This window comes from Halomonas litopenaei (assembly GCF_003045775.1).
Taxonomy (GTDB): Bacteria; Pseudomonadota; Gammaproteobacteria; order Pseudomonadales; family Halomonadaceae; genus Halomonas; species Halomonas litopenaei.
The window spans coordinates 250,021-264,773 of sequence record NZ_PXNS01000005.1 but is presented as its reverse complement, the minus strand read 5'-3'; the positions used below and the strand labels follow the sequence as shown (position 1 = coordinate 264,773).

The window sequence follows — 14,753 nt, the reverse complement described above, 5'->3', positions numbered from 1 at the left end:
TATAACGTTCCGCCCCGGCCTCCGGCAATGTGCCAGCTTGACACATCGATGCGCCTCGGTTGCCATCCGCCGTCTACTCCGGCGCCAGCGCCCCGCTACCCCGTTCGACCGCTTCATCCAGCGCCTGCTCGCCCTGAAAACGCGCTCGCCAGTGGTCGGTGAAGGCCTCCCGGCGGGCAGGATCGACGAAGGCCAGCAAGGTGGCGTTGGGCAGTATCGGGTAGAGCCGCTCCCCCACCTGGGTGCGCAGCCTGGCGGCGGTGTAGGGGCCGGTCACCCCCGGCAGCACGCTGAACAGTGGCGTCTGCCCCGCCAGCACCCGCTGGCCACGCTGACTCAGCAAAAACCTGACGAAGGTCTCGGCGGCCTCGACGTGGGGGGCATCGCGATGCACGAAGGCCATGCGCATCAGCACCAGCGAATAGTCCCTGGGCACCTGCACGATCACCTCGGGATGTTCCTGGGCGTAGACCATGGCGTAGGAACCCAGCAGGTTGTAGCCGAGCCAGTAGCGTCCCTGGCTGAGCCCTTCGAGCATGGCCCGGGTGGTCGTCTCGAGGCGAGTATCGACACGCCCCATGGCGCCGACCAGCTCCCAGAAGCGCGAGGAGTAGCGAGCATCCTGCTGGGCCAGGGTGTAGCCCACCCCGCTGGAAAGCGGCGAGTAGGTGGTCACCTTGCCCGTCAGCCAGCGGGCCTGGGTCGCCAGCAGCGCGTGCAGGTCGCCATGGGTCTGGGGCGGCAGCATATGTCGCGACAGATCCAGCCGATAGGCCATCACCACCGGCTCGAAGGTGAAGGCGAAGACCTCGTCGCGCCAGCGCGCCCACTCGGGCCAGCGCTCGATCTCCGGCCCGTTCAGGCGCCGCGCCAGTCCTTCATTGACCCGGGCCATCTGCCACGGCATCGCCGAGCTGATCACCACGTCAGGCGCCCTGCTCGTCCCTTCGCCCTCTACCCCGCCCCCAGCGAGATGTCCCACCACGCTGTCGTCCACCTCCCGGGTGGTGCGATCCTCAAAGCGCAGGGGAATCTGAGGGTAGGCCTGGCGAAAGGCGTCCAGCAGCGGCGCCACCACGTCAAGATCCAGCGCCGCCGAGATCACCAGCGGATCTTCATCTGTGGGGGTGCGGCTGTCGCCGCTGTGACAGCCGCCCAGCAGCAGGAGCATGAGCAGTAAAAGCGGCAGGCACGGCGACACCACCAGGGGCTGCCGCCGTGTGACCTGCGTCGCACAGCGGGCCGGGAGACGTCCACAGGATCGAAGGCGTTGTCCGGGCGGCAGGGACATCAAGTACTCTCTCCTGGATTCACGCCGGCAGCAAAGGCACCGGTGACATCCTGTTCGTCCTTCGCCAGCGGCAGCCACAGCACCACCTCGAGTCCCTGCGGCGAGCGGTTGGCGAATTGCACGCGGGCGCCCATGCGCCGGGCGGTGGTATCGACGATGGCAAGACCCAGTCCAGAGCCCTCGGTGTCCTGGCGCCCACCCCGCTGAAACGGCTGTCCCAGCGTCGCCAGCGCCGCGTCGGCGACACCGGGGCCGTCATCGACGATCGACAACCGCGCCCAGTCGCCCTCGCGCGACAGATGCAGGGTGATCTCGCAACCTGTCGGCGTGTAGCGCAGGGCGTTGTCGATCAGGTTGCCCAGGGCTTCGCGCAGTGCCCAGCCCTCGACACAGACCTTCAGCGGCTCGGCTGGCAGGCTGCCAAGCCCGAGGTCATGCTCCGCCGCCCGCTCCCGCGCCGCCCAGTCCAGGGCGACGTCGCGCACCAGCTCACCCAGGTCGAGCGCAGGCAGCGCCGTCTCCCGGTCGAGGTGGCGCAGTCGCGCCAGCGACAGCAATTGGCCGGCCAGTCGACTGGTGTCCTCGGCCCGGGCGTGAACGCGCGTGAGCGCCTGGCGCCATTCATCCGGATCACTGCTGCGAAGGCCCAGCTCGCTGACGGTCTTGAGTCCCGCCAGCGGCGTCTTGAGCTGGTGGCTGGCGTCGGCGGTGAAGCGCAGAAGATCCTCGCGTCCCTGGCGCTGACGGGCGAACAGGTGGTCCAAGGCCTGGGCGAGCTCATGAAGCTCCTTGGGCACCCTGGCCGCCAGCGGACTGAAGTCATCGGCGCCGCGCCCACGAATCTGGCGGCGCAGGCGGCGCAGGGGAGACAGCGCCGCGCGCATGGTCAAGCCCATCAGCACCCCGGTCAGCAGCACCATGGCAATAAAGCGCGACAGCGAACGCTCGAACAGTGAGCGGGCCAGGGCTCGGCGCCCCTCGAGGGTATGCCCGACCCACACCTGCACCGGCAGCTGGGTGACCCAACCCGCCGAGGCCACCCGCTGGGCATGCAGACGCAGCTCTCCCAGCGTCGTGGTCAGGTCCCGCGACATGCCGCCTTCATCCAGCGCCTGCTGCCAGGCGACGGGGATGTCCACCGGCCAGTTACGCGACAGCGTCCTGCCGTCATCGTCCAGCACCGCGTAGAACACCCGCGCCTGGCTGTCGGTGGCGAGAATCTGCAGCGCCGCCGCCGGCACCACTACCTGGGGGATGCCGTCCTGCCAGCGCACCGCCTCGGCGATGGTCAGCGCCGCCGCCTGCAGCTGGGCGTCGAAGGCCCGCGCCGCCGCCCGCTGACTGCTGACCCAGGCCTCCACCATCAGCGCCAGCCCCAGCACCCCGACGGTGACCACCAGCCAGCCACCGAGCCGACGCTTGAGTGATCCCTCGACCTCGATCACCCGTCGTCCTCTTCCAGACGGTAGCCAAGTCCGCGAAAGGTGCGGATACGCAGACCTGCGCCCTTGAGCCGCTTGCGCAGCCGGCTGACGTAGACCTCCAGGGCGTTGGAGCCCACCTCGCCGAAGCCGAAAAGTCGCCCTTCCAGGGTCTCGCGAGGCGCGATGGCTCCAGCGTGCAGCAACAGGCTTTCGACCAGCAGCAATTCGCGATGGGGCAGCGCCATGGGCTCGCCGAACAGACTGGCGGCGCCACTGGCCGGATCGAAGGACAAGGGACCCAGGCCAAGACGGTTGTCGGCGCGCTGCTGGCTGCGCCTGAGCAGCGCGCGTACCCGCGCCTCAAGTTCGGCCAGCTCAAAGGGCTTGGCCAGGTAGTCATCGGCCCCCAGGTCGAGTCCCCTGACCCGGTCATCCAGGGCGTCCCGGGCGGTCAGGATGATCACCGGGGTGCGATCGCCCGCGTCACGCAACTCGGCCAGCAGTGACAGGCCGTCACCGTCGGGCAGCCCGATGTCCAGAAGCATCAGGTCGACCCCACCCTGGCGCAGCGCTGCCCTGGCATCACTGCAGCAGGCAAACACCTCCACGGTATTGCCAAGGGGGGTCAGGGCATCGACCAGCGAGCGGCTGATGAGGGCATCATCTTCGACGACGAGAAGGCGCATGCGACTAATGTCTTATCCAGGCAGGGAGGGCATGACAGGTTGATGAAAGCTAGTCGGCCTAGCATCTCTCACGTTAAAGCACCCCGGTTTCATCAATCCATAATAATAGTTGTCAGGAGTCCGCATGAAGAATATCACAGCTCTGCCCGCCGCCCTGCTGCTCGGCGCCAGCCTCAGCGTCGGCACCGCCCAGGCCGCCGACGAGGCCGAATGCATCGCCCCCGCCAAGCCCGGCGGTGGCTACGACCTGACCTGCCGGCTGGCCGCCAATGGCCTGCTCGAGACCGGCCTGAACGAGGACCCGATGCTGGTCACCTACATGCCCGGCGGCATCGGTGCGGTGGCCTACAACCACGTCAACGGCGTGCGCACCGACGACCCCAACCTGATCGTCGCCGCCAGCACCGGCGCTGCGGTCAACCTGGCGCTGGGCAAGTTCGGCCAGTACGACGCCAGCGAAGTGCGCTGGGTCGGCGCCCTGGGGGTCGACTACGGCGCCATCGTGGTCAAGGCCGACGCGCCCTGGCAGACCCTGGATGAGCTGATGACGGCGCTGCAGGAAGACCCCACCCAGGTCGCCTTCGGCGCCGGTGGCAGCGTGGGCAGCCAGGACTGGATGAAGGCCGCGCTGACCGCCAAGGCCGCCGACGTCGATCCGCGCAGCCTGCGCTACGTGGCCTTCGAGGGTGGCGGTGAAGCCCTGGCTGCACTGCTCGGCAACCATATCCAGGTGTTCTCCGGTGACCTCTCGGAGCTCAAGTCCCAGCTCGAGAGCGGCGACATCCGCGTGCTGGCGGCGCTGTCCGAGGAGCGCATGGGCGGCCCCTACGCCGAGATTCCCACCGCCGCCGAACAGGGTTACGACGTCCAGTGGCCGATCTGGCGCGGCTACTACATGGGCCCCGAGGTCAGCGACGAGGCCTACCAGGCCTGGGTCGAGCGCCTCGAGAACCTGGCCGGCAACGAGACCTTCGCCGAGCTGCGCGAAGCCCGCGGCCTGTTCCCCATGGCCCGCTTCGGTGACGACTTCGACGGCTACGTCAAGGATCAGGTCGCCGGCTTCAAGGAGCTGGCCACGGAAGTGGGTCTGACCCAATGAGTATCGCCGCCGACCGCTGTCTGGGTATCGCCCTGATGGGGTTGGCGGCGTTTACCGCCGTCAACGCCCTGTCCCTCGAGGTGCCCTTCAGCTACGACCCCGTTGGCCCCAAGGCCTTTCCGCTGGGGCTCTCCATCCTGCTGGGGCTGCTGTCGCTGGTGCTGGTGATACGTCCGGGTGAAAACGGCCACTGGCCCGACAAGCGCCTGGGATTGCGCCTGATCGGCGTGCTGGTGCTGCTGCTGGTCTACGCCGTGCTGTTCCCGCGCCTGGGCTTTTTGTTGAGCTCGATGCTGGTGATCGCCGCCCTGGCCTGGCTGTTCGAGGCCAGTCCGCTCAAGGCCGTGGCCACCGGTGTGTTGATGGCGCTGGGCGGCCAGTGGCTGTTCACCCATGGCCTTGGCATCGGCCTGCCCGGCCTGCCGTGGTAGCGCGAACCGCCGCCCTGAAGCCAGCTCCTGTAACAGCTCAGCTGCCAGCGCTGCCCCAGCCCTGACCGCCACCGATCCCTGATCAAGGTGTTCCCATGTTCGACTTTCTTATTGAAGGCTTCGGCGTCGCCCTGACGCCGCTCAATCTTGGCCTGGCCTTCCTCGGCGCGCTGCTGGGCACCCTGTTCGGCGCCCTGCCGGGCATCGGGCCAATCAACGGCATCGCCATCCTGATGCCGCTGGCCTACACCCTGGGCCTGCCCGCCGAATCCGCGCTGATCCTGCTGGCCGGCATCTACACCGGTGCCGAGTACGGCGGGCGCATGTCCAGCATCCTGCTCAATGTGCCCGGCGACGCCGGCGCGGTGATGACCACCCTCGATGGCCATCCGCTGGCCAAGCGTGGCCTGGCCGGTCCGGCGTTGGGCCTGTCGGCGGTGGCGTCCTTTGTCGGCGCCACCATCGCCATCATCGGCCTGACCCTGTTCGCCCCGCTGCTGGCCCGGGTGGCGGTGATGTTCGGCCCCGCCGAATTCTTCGCGCTGATGGTGTTCGCCTTCTCGTCGATGTCGGTGATGATGGGCAAGGACCCGATCAAGACCGCCATCGGCGCCGTGCTCGGCGTGCTGATCGGCACCGTCGGCGTCGACTCCGGCACCGGCGTGATGCGCTACACCTTCGGCATGCCGGAGCTCTATGACGGTATCGACTTCGTGGTGATGATCATCGGCCTGTTCGCCATCAGCGAGATCCTGCTGATGCTCGAGCACGCCCATCGCGACGACGTCGATGACACCCTGCCGCCGCTGGGCCGGGTGTTCGTCAGCCTCAAGGAAGTGATGGCCTGCAAGGGCACCATGCTGCGCTCCGGCGTGCTCGGCTTCATTATCGGCGTACTGCCCGGAACCGGCGCCTCGGTGGCCGGGGCGGTGTCCTACACCACCGAAAAGCGGCTGGTGGACAAGGACAACACCTTCGGCACCGGCGACATGCGTGGCCTGGCGGCGCCCGAAGCGGCCAACAACGCCTCCGCCGCAGGTTCGTTCGTACCGATGCTGACCCTGGGCATCCCCGGCTCCGGCACCACCGCGGTGCTTCTCGGCGCGCTGATGCTCTACAACATCACCCCGGGACCGATGATGTTCACCGACAACCCGGAGGTCGCCGGTGGCCTAATCGCCTCGCTGTACATCGGCAACCTGGTGTTGCTGGCGCTCAACCTGCCGCTGGCCGGGGTCTTCGCCAAGGTGCTGACCATCCCGCGCTGGGTGCTGGTGCCGGCCATCGCCGTGCTATCCTTCGTCGGGGTCTATCAGCTGCATTCCGACCTGACCGCCATCTATCTGATGCTCGTCATCGGTGTCTTCGGCTACCTGCTGCGCAAGCTCGGCTTCTCGCTGGCGCCGGTCATCCTCGGCTACGTGCTGGGCGGCCTGATGGAAGAGAACCTGCGTCGGGCGTTGGCGATCAGCGGTGGCGACACCGCCATCCTGTGGCAGTCCGGCATCTCGCTGTCGCTGTGGATCGCCGCCTCGGCGCTGCTGGTACTGCCCTGGCTGGTACCCAAGCTGCTCAAGCAACGGCCCTCGAGCCAGGCTTGATGCAACGGGCTTCAGGGCCATGCTCGAGTCGCCCCGGCAAAGGCCCTGGCATAGCTCTCGGCATAGCTCTCGGCATCGCTCTTGTGTGGCCCGCACAAAGCCCCTGCGTAGCCCTTGTGTAGCCCTTATGTAGTCCCTGCGCGGCGCCATCTGGCGCCGCGCGCCGTCGTCAGGCTCGATCACCACCACCTGTGCAAAGAGTACAGGCAACGCACACAGGAGACGCCATGCCCGCCGCCCCCACACTCCTTCACCCTGGCGCCTGGCGCTTCCTGCCCACCCTCGCCCTGGGCGGCCTGGGCGGGGTCATCGCCTACCTGATCGACCTGCCGCTTCCGTGGCTGCTCGGCGCCCTGATCACCACCACCCTGACGAGCCTCGCCGGGGTGCGCCTGGGCTCGCCGGGACGGTTGCGCAAGGGGGTTCTGGTGGTCATCGGGGTGATGCTGGGCTCGGCCTTCACCCCGGAGCTGTCCGGCGATATCACCGCCTGGGCCGCCAGCGCCGCAATCATGCTCGCCGCCACCGCGGTAATGATGGTGGTGGCGGTGGCCTTCAGCTACCGCGTAGCCGGTCACTCGCTGGACACCGCGCTCTACGCCGGCGCCCCGGGCGGACTGTCGGCGCTGTTGATGATGGCCCACGAGTCTGGCGCTGACCTGCGTGCCGTCGGTATCACCCACGCGGTGCGTATCCTGGTGCTGCTGCTGGCGATTCCACCGATCCTCGGCCTGTTCGGCCACGTGGACCTGGCCGGCGCCAGCAACGGGCCGGCCCAGTGGAGCCAGCTACCCTCGCTCGCCGGCACCGCCTGGCTGGTGGTAGCGGCGGTGCTCGGCGCCGTGGTCGGCCGGGTGCTGCGCCTGCCCAACGCCCTGCTGTTCGGCCCGGCGCTGGTGTCGTCGCTGCTGCACTTTTCCGGGCTGACCCACGCGGTGCTGCCACCGGCGCTGATCGCCCTGGCTCAGGTGGTCATCGGCACCTCGGTGGGCGTGCGCTTCGTCGGCGTGGCGCTGTCCGACATGGCGCGCCAGCTGGGACTGGCGGTGGTCCAGGCGCTGATCCTGGTGTTGCTGGCGGTGGCGGCAGCCTGGGTCGGCCAGGCGCTGACCGGCATCTCGGTGGCCGCGGCGCTGCTGGCCTACATGCCGGGCGGGGCGCCGGAGCTGAGCCTGGTGGCGCTTTCGCTGAACATCGAACCGGCCTTCGTCACCTCCCACCATCTGCTGCGCATCACCGTTCTGCTGGTGGCGTTGCCGCCGCTGGTGGGCTGGGCCCATCGCCGCCTCAGGGCCTGACGGCACCTGGATTCAGGCGTGGCGCCTGGGCTCAGGCGTGGGCGTTCAGAAACGTCATCAACCGGGGAAAGACCTCACGGTCGACCCGGGCGCCCATGAACACGTCCTGATGACCGTAGCCGTCGATGATCGCGAGCTCATGGCGGCCTGGGGCGACCTCCTCCAGGGCCCGGTGGCAGTGCACGTTGCTGTCGGTGAAGACGCGATTGTCGCGTCCCGTCAGCAACAGGCAGGGGGTATCGACGCGGCGCGCCTCGAGCAGGTAGTCGTCGGGTAGCGCGGCGTATTCGGGCGCCTCGCGCATCTTCACCGTGCGATGGCCCCGGCCCAGCATCTTCAAGACATGCCGGTGGTAGTTGAGCCCTACCGGGCCGTAGAGGTCACCACCCCGTCGGTGGGTGCGCTCGTCCAGGTTCTCGTGGTTGTACAGTGCCGGCCAGCCGGTGCCCCACATCAGCGACAGCATATGGCAGGCCGGCACGTCGCATTCGCGGTGGAACAGCGATACGCCTTTCGACAACAGCTTGCCCAGCGTGAATCTTGGATCCTCGCTCCAGCGCGGGCTGACGTAGGGCTGCTGGAAGATGCGCTCGATCACGAAGGGAAAGATGTGGCCCTTGATCCTCGACCAGCGCGGTACATGGGGCGTCAGCGCAACGCTGTTGAGGATGCAGGAGCGAATGCCGCTGACGGTGCCGCCGAACAGTGCCATGGCAAAGCCCATCGAGCCGAGACAATGAGCGATCACGTGCAGCTCGACGTCGTCACCGGCGACCTGACGGATCTTTGCCACCGCCGCGGGAAAGTCAAACAGCGCACAGTCATCCATGGAGTAGCGGTTGGGCTGCAGGTTGTAGGGGTGGCGGTTGCTCATGCGGAAGTCCAGTGTCCACACCTCGTCGACCCCTTCGTCCAGCAGGAAGCTGACCAGATTGCGATGCTCGGGCTGGATGAACATGTCGCTGGAGGTGGTCAGGCCGTGAACGATCATTACCGCCATGCGCCCCTGGCCACGACGAAAGCGCAGCAGTGACAGCCCCAGGCCGTCCTCGGTACAGAAGCCGTGCTGGGTGACCTCGGCGTCGACAACGCCGTCGAGGGTATAGAGGGGGATCTCGCGGGCCATGATGTTACCTCCCGGTGGGTCGCCGCTTCCGTCTGCTAGGCCAGCATCCGCGCCATGGCGCGCTCGGCCAGGGCGGCGATGGTGCGCGAGGGATTGAGCCCCAGCGCGCGCGGCACGATGGCACCGTCGAGCACGTACAGTCGCGGATAGCCGAACACCTCCCCGGCATGGTCGACCACCCCGTCCCAGCGATTCTCTCCCATGGGACAACCGCCCAGTGGGTGCGGGGTGATCAAATAGTCCAGCAGGCGCCAGCTCGGTGGCTCGATGGCGACGCCTCCGGTGGCCGCGCTCAGGCGCTTGTGGCGTTCGCACAGCGCCTGCACCGTGGCTCGCGACGCGGCCACCCGATAGTCCAGGCTCAACGACGGCTCTCGCTCCAGCCAACGCCGCGTCAGCCTCAGCACCCCGTCGGCGGTGTCCATGCCCTGGCCGAACCAGGGCATCAGGCAACGATCGGGGTCATTCTCCTTGAGCGCCTCGGCCAGCACCGCGCGCCAGCCACCCCGCAACATGCTCGCGGTGGCGGAGCGCGACAGCAATTGCGTCAAGGCGTGGGCGATCAAGTCAGGGTAGCCGCCGTCCTCGACGAAGTAGCGCTCACCGCCGTCGCTGCCGTCGAGATAGTCGATGGCGGCGCTGATGGTCGGCCCGCGACAGGCATCGATGCGTCTGTTCGGGTAGATCGCGGGGGTCAGGAAATCGCCATTGGCGCACCAGCGATGGCCAAGCAGCGGCGACAGTTCCGGCAGGGTGCGGTACTGGTCCCTGGCCCGCAGCAACAGCTCGGTGGACCCCAGCGAGCCAGCGGCAAGGATCACTCGCTCGGCGCGCTCGTGACGGATCGTCGGCGCGCCTTCCAGATGCTGAAAGGTCACCCGGTAGCCCCCGGACTCCGGCACCAGCGATCGCACCATGCTCAATGGACGGACCTGTGCCCCCAGCTGCTCCGCCCGGGCCAGGTAATTCAGGTCAAGGGTATTGCGGGCCCCCACCGGGCAGCCGATATCGCAATAGCCGCAGTGGATGCAGGTCCCCTGTTCCTTGCCGTGGACATTGAGGGTCTGCCGACTGTGTCGACGGTGGTGAGGCTCACTGAGCCGATAGTTCCAGTCGGGGTCGAAGCGCACCGCCAGCGGCAAGGGGCGAAAGCGATCGCCGTCACCGCTGCGCACGGCGGCCTCCTGGACCAGTCGATAGCGCTCGCTGACCTGGCCCGCGGGGACCTCGGCCACCTCCAGCATCTGGCCTACCCGGTCCTGGTAGGGGACGAGTTCATCGAAGTCGATCGCTTCCGGCCAGCCACTGTCGAAGGCGAAGCGCTCAGCCGGCACCGAGACATTGGCGTAGACCAGCGAACCACCACCCACGCCAGCGCCCTGTGCCACCGCCATGCGCGAAAAGAAGCGCAGGTCGAGCCAGCCATGACGCTCCCGAGGGGCGTCCACATCGAAACACCAGTCATCATCCGGCCCCCGGGGAAAGTCCTCGCGCTCCCAGCGTCTTCCGCGCTCAAGCACCAGCACCTTGAGCCCAGCCTCGGCGAGCCGGCAGGCCGCCACGGCCCCACCAAACCCTGACCCCACCACGATGGCGTCATAGTTCATGCCTCGGGCTCCCGGCGAATGACCCAGGGCGCATAGAGGTGCCACAGTTCACCAAAGAAGAAGCGACCGAAATCCGCCACCGTGCGCAGATCCCCTTGGCCCGTCGGCGTCATGGTCTTGAGCATGGCCATCAACTCGGCCACGCCCAGGTGCAGGATGCCCGCCCCGAGAATGTCGGCCGTGGCGCTCTCGCCCTCATGCAGAGTGGTATAGAGGGTGGTGGTATCACGCCAGAGATCAGGCCCCGGATCGTCGTTGACCCGCTTCACCCCGTGCAGGAACAATCGCCGCTCATCCAGTTCCAGAACCGCGTCGTAGACCATCTGACGCCCCGCCCCGGGGCCCTGGGAAAACAACTGAAAGTCGCCCTCGAGAATCACCAGCCCAAGGCCCAGCGGGGCAAAATCGACGACACCACCCAGCCTGCCGTGGTGGCGGTCGTCGGCCAGGAAGGCGCCCATGTCATCGATCTGGACCTTGGCGTGGAGGGCCAGTTCGGTGCCTTCTGCATGCCCCAGCCGTTCACCACGCTCGGGCGCCTGGCTTCCGAGCGAAAAATGGCCTCGCATGGTTTCCTCGAACAGCAATCCCGCCAGCATGGGGTTAGTCGTATTCACCGCCATTTCTCCAGGAAAGGACCTGCTCTTGCGCCTGTCGTCCGGGCCGCCCGCCCTTTGGCGACCGGCCCGTCAGCACTCTTCCGACAAGCACTCTTCCAACGAGCGCTCTCCAGCCCAGCGCCCTTCAGCCCCGATTTCGACATTGCCGCTACCGGCCATATCGCTCGCTACCAGGGCACCAGCGCCAGATCGTTGTAGGGCACCACGGAGCCATCGGGGTCCGTCACCCTGACTTCATCGCCGTAGCGATCGATCACCTTGACCCGCAGACGGTGGTGAGCGCGGTCCAGCTCCAGGCGACAGAAGTTTTCCTGCTGATAGAAGCCAAAGGCCCGGTAGTGCAGCGTCATGTCACCATCAAACAGCGGAAAGCCATCCACCTGACCGGGCAGACGGGAGTCGTGAACAAAACCGTTGGGGTCCCCGTCGGCCCAGAAGAACGGCCAGTACAGCGCCGAGGAGGTGACGTCGTACAGCCGTCGCGGCTCGCCACCGCCCCCTTCCACCACCATCTCGGCGATATTGGCGCAGTGCACGTCGCCGCTGAGGAAGATCACGTTGTCGATGCCGGCCTCGACGATATGTTCGACCAGCGCCTTGCGGGTGGCCGGAAACCCCGACCAGCTATCGCTCTCGGCACGCCGGGAGAGGTTGGTCCGCACCAGATCCGTCGGCGCCTGGGCGTCATGGCCATCCAGGGCCGGATCGAGCCTTTCATCCAGCGGACTGGGCGCGAACACCGTCGAGGTAACGACAAACTTGGGCATCGCGCCGCAGCGGGCCTGCTGGTCGCTCAGCCACGTGAGCAGCACGTCCAGCTGGGAAGGATGCTGGGGGTCGATGCTGGGCCGTCCCAGCAGATGGTTGTCCATCACCCGGTTCTCGCGACCGTAGGTACGATGGGTACGGGTGTCACAGACGAAGAAGGGATAGCCGCCGCAGTCGAAGTGATAGTGCAGATGACGCCCGAAGCTGCGCGGGCAGTGTGACCACTGGTAGCTCATGTAGGCGCCAATGGCGACATTGAACAGCTCGCGCTTGGCGGCGAGGCGGTCACGATGCCAGTTGTCCTCGATCTCGTGGTCATCGAGGATCATGTACACCGGTGCCTGGCGCAGGAAGTGGCGCATCTGCGGGGAACCAAAGGCCTGGCGATAGCGGTCCTGAAACTCGGCGAAGGTCTCGGCGCGACCGATCGGCACGAAGCGACTGTACTGATCGGCGTAGATCTGATCGCCCACCAGCAGGCTGAAGCGCGCCGCCGGCCGACTGCCTCGACGCCTCAAGTGACTGGCCATGGGGCCGAAGATGCGATCGGCTTCCTTGGTCTTCCACAGGGTACCGGGATAGCGACAGGACCCCAGCAGAAAGGCCAGTCGTGGCTCCACTGCGGCGGCGAAGGTGGTGAATTCGGCCTCGCAGTGCTCGCCATCTAGGTCGGCGAGCAGCGACGCCATGCCGTTGACGTCGGGCAGCCTGGCGGCGATCTGGGCGTCACTCAGGCTTTCCACGTCGGGCGTCGTGTCATCCAGGGTGAGGGTCGCGACACGCACCTTGTAGCGGGTATCGGGCGTCAACGGCACCACCCCATCGGGTTGGCCCAGCGGCGCCACGCCATCGATCGCTCCCAGACCTTCCTCGGCCCCCAGCTCGAAGGTCCCGGTACGATCAAACTCCCGGTGCAGACGAAAATAGAAGGCGTGGGGACGTGACGGATCACCGTCGATCAGGCGGGGCAAGCCATTGTCCTCGACCACCGCCAGCAGGCCCACGGTGCGCAAGGACGCGGTCAGGTCGACGCCATCATCATTGGGAGCGATACCGCGAACCCACAGCCGACAGCTGTGAGCCGTGGTGTGCCCCACGATAGGCCCGATATCGGGCGCGCGAAGTCCCGACATGTGCCCTCCTCCGTCGCAGCGGCGCGTGCGAGGCAGACCGGTTGCCCGCCTGTCCCGTTAAGCGTAGTTCGACTTTGCTGAAGCGGCGACTTGGGCTCTGGTAACCTGTCACTTGCCAGCGTGGTCCTGCCAGTCGCTGATGCTCGCCGATTCTCTTCAATGCCAGCCCAGGAAGCCTCCATGACAGCGACGTCGGATAGCGCCCAGGACGTACTCTCGGTCAGCGACCTCAATCGACGCGCGCGCGCTACGCTGGAGGCCGACCTGGGCGAACAGTGGATCGAAGGCGAGCTGTCGGGGGTCTCGCGCCCGGCCTCGGGGCACGTCTACTTCACCCTCAAGGATGAACGCGCCCAGGTGAAGGCGGTGCTGTTTCGCACGCGTGGACGCTTTGTGTCGACGCCCATGCGTGACGGTGATCTGGTGCGGGTGCGCGCCCGAGTCTCGCTGTTCGAGCCCAGGGGCGACTACCAGTTGATCGTCGAGGCGGTGCAGGCCGCCGGAGCCGGCGCCCTGCTCGCCGCCCTGGCGGCGCTCAAGCAACGCCTGGGCGACCAGGGGGTCTTCACCAACGCTCGCTCGCTGGCCTTTCCCCCGCGACATCTGCTGGTGCTGACCTCCGCCAGCGGCGCCGCCCTGCGCGACGTGCTGGCGGTACTCCGGGCACGCTGGCCGCTGGTCACGGTGACCCTGATACCGGTACCGGTCCAGGGGGCCGAGGCGGCGCCCGCGATCATCGCCGCCCTGGGCCTGCTCAATCGCCAGGCGACGCTGGACCCGGCCCGGGACGTGGTGCTGATCACCCGTGGCGGCGGCAGTCTCGAGGATCTGTGGGCCTTCAACGATGAACACCTGGCCCGAGCGATCCACCACTCGCGCCTGCCGGTGATGTCTGCGGTGGGCCACGAGACCGACCAGAGCCTGTCGGATCTGGCCGCCGACGCCAGCGCACCGACGCCCTCCGCCGCCGCCGAACGTCTGGTGCCCTCGCGCCAGGAACTGACGGCCCGGCTAACCCAGGCAGACAATCGTCTGAAGGGTGCACAAGCACGCCTGTTGCAGCGGGAAGGCCAGCGGCTGGATCACCTGCGCTCGCGCCTGCGTCACCCCGGCGAGGCGATCGCACGTCAGCGCGATAGTCTTGGCCAGCTGAAGGAACGCCTCGGACGCGCCATCAGCGGTCGAGTGGTCGCCGAGCGGCGCCGCCAGACAGACCTGGCTCACCGTCTGTCGCTGCGCTCGCCCGGACTCACCCTGGACGAGAATCGGCGCCAACTGAGCCGCTTGAGACGCCGTCTCGACGGCGCCCAGCGGCTATCGCTGGTCCATCGGCGCGAGCGCCTGGCAGCCGCCGCCCGGGAGTTGCAGGCGGTCAGTCCGCTGGCCGTATTAGGTCGTGGCTACGCCATCCTCACCGCCAGCGACGGCCAGGCGGTGCGCCGTGCCGATCAGGCCGCGCCCGGCCAGCGACTGCACGCTCGTCTCGCCGATGGCGAGCTGGACGTCGAGGTGATCGAGACATGGCCGGCAGGCAAGCAGGCCACCGGCGACCGGTCGGACGACGACGGGGCCTAGGTTGTCGGCATCTTGCGGGCGGCACCTTGCCGACGAACCGCCGCCGGCTGAAGCAGCCGGACGGGGCCGGAGCGGGGATCTTCGGGGGCTCGGC

Annotated in this window: 12 protein-coding genes; 5 read left to right on the top strand and 7 right to left on the bottom strand. The window is 67.5% G+C overall.

Going from position 1 to position 14,753, the window contains the following annotated elements:
* Positions 1-73: 73 nt before the first annotated feature.
* From C6W88_RS09990 to C6W88_RS09980, 3 genes are all read right to left on the bottom strand, one after another.
* Complete coding sequence (locus tag C6W88_RS09990; RefSeq protein WP_108132545.1) at positions 74-1,171, bottom strand: ABC transporter substrate-binding protein; 1,098 nt, start codon at positions 1,169-1,171, stop codon at positions 74-76.
* Between the two features lie 119 nt (positions 1,172-1,290).
* Positions 1,291-2,736, bottom strand: a complete 1,446-nt coding sequence (locus tag C6W88_RS09985; protein ID WP_108132346.1) for a sensor histidine kinase — start codon at positions 2,734-2,736, stop codon at positions 1,291-1,293.
* Positions 2,733-3,401, bottom strand: coding sequence for a response regulator (locus C6W88_RS09980; protein WP_108132345.1), 669 nt, complete (start codon positions 3,399-3,401; stop codon positions 2,733-2,735). The genes C6W88_RS09985 and C6W88_RS09980 overlap by 4 nt, the downstream gene beginning before the upstream one ends.
* A 124-nt stretch (positions 3,402-3,525) precedes the next feature.
* Between C6W88_RS09980 and C6W88_RS09975 the strand changes: the two genes are divergently transcribed.
* The 4 genes from C6W88_RS09975 (at position 3,526) to C6W88_RS09960 (ending at position 7,830) form a co-directional block, all read left to right on the top strand.
* Complete coding sequence (locus C6W88_RS09975) at positions 3,526-4,500, top strand: Bug family tripartite tricarboxylate transporter substrate binding protein (RefSeq protein ID WP_108132344.1); 975 nt, start codon at positions 3,526-3,528, stop codon at positions 4,498-4,500.
* On the top strand, positions 4,497-4,931 hold the full coding sequence (locus C6W88_RS09970; protein ID WP_045991090.1) for a tripartite tricarboxylate transporter TctB family protein: 435 nt from the start codon (positions 4,497-4,499) through the stop codon (positions 4,929-4,931). Before C6W88_RS09975 ends, C6W88_RS09970 begins: the two co-directional genes overlap by 4 nt.
* A gap of 95 nt (positions 4,932-5,026) precedes the next feature.
* Positions 5,027-6,532, top strand: coding sequence for a tripartite tricarboxylate transporter permease (locus C6W88_RS09965; protein ID WP_045991091.1), 1,506 nt, complete (start codon positions 5,027-5,029; stop codon positions 6,530-6,532).
* A gap of 227 nt (positions 6,533-6,759) precedes the next feature.
* Positions 6,760-7,830: an AbrB family protein gene (locus C6W88_RS09960; RefSeq protein ID WP_108132343.1), complete on the top strand. Its 1,071-nt coding sequence runs from the start codon at positions 6,760-6,762 to the stop codon at positions 7,828-7,830.
* A gap of 31 nt (positions 7,831-7,861) precedes the next feature.
* On the opposite strand, the gene C6W88_RS09955 is transcribed toward C6W88_RS09960, so the two are convergent.
* From C6W88_RS09955 to C6W88_RS09940, 4 genes are all read right to left on the bottom strand, one after another.
* A complete protein-coding gene (locus C6W88_RS09955) occupies positions 7,862-8,956 on the bottom strand; it encodes an alpha/beta hydrolase family protein (RefSeq protein WP_108132342.1) in 1,095 nt (364 codons plus the stop codon).
* A gap of 35 nt (positions 8,957-8,991) precedes the next feature.
* Positions 8,992-10,563, bottom strand: coding sequence for a GMC oxidoreductase (locus tag C6W88_RS09950; RefSeq protein ID WP_108132341.1), 1,572 nt, complete (start codon positions 10,561-10,563; stop codon positions 8,992-8,994).
* Positions 10,560-11,180, bottom strand: a complete 621-nt coding sequence (locus tag C6W88_RS09945) for a hypothetical protein (protein WP_146164648.1) — start codon at positions 11,178-11,180, stop codon at positions 10,560-10,562. The genes C6W88_RS09950 and C6W88_RS09945 overlap by 4 nt, the downstream gene beginning before the upstream one ends.
* 170 nt (positions 11,181-11,350) lie before the next feature.
* Positions 11,351-13,084 (bottom strand): alkaline phosphatase D family protein, encoded by a 1,734-nt coding sequence (locus C6W88_RS09940; protein ID WP_108132339.1) that lies wholly within the window; start codon positions 13,082-13,084, stop codon positions 11,351-11,353.
* Positions 13,085-13,264: 180 nt separating this feature from the next.
* On the opposite strand from C6W88_RS09940, the gene xseA reads away from it, so the two are divergent.
* Positions 13,265-14,659: an exodeoxyribonuclease VII large subunit gene (xseA, locus tag C6W88_RS09935; RefSeq protein ID WP_108132338.1), complete on the top strand. Its 1,395-nt coding sequence runs from the start codon at positions 13,265-13,267 to the stop codon at positions 14,657-14,659.
* Positions 14,660-14,753 lie beyond the last annotated feature (94 nt).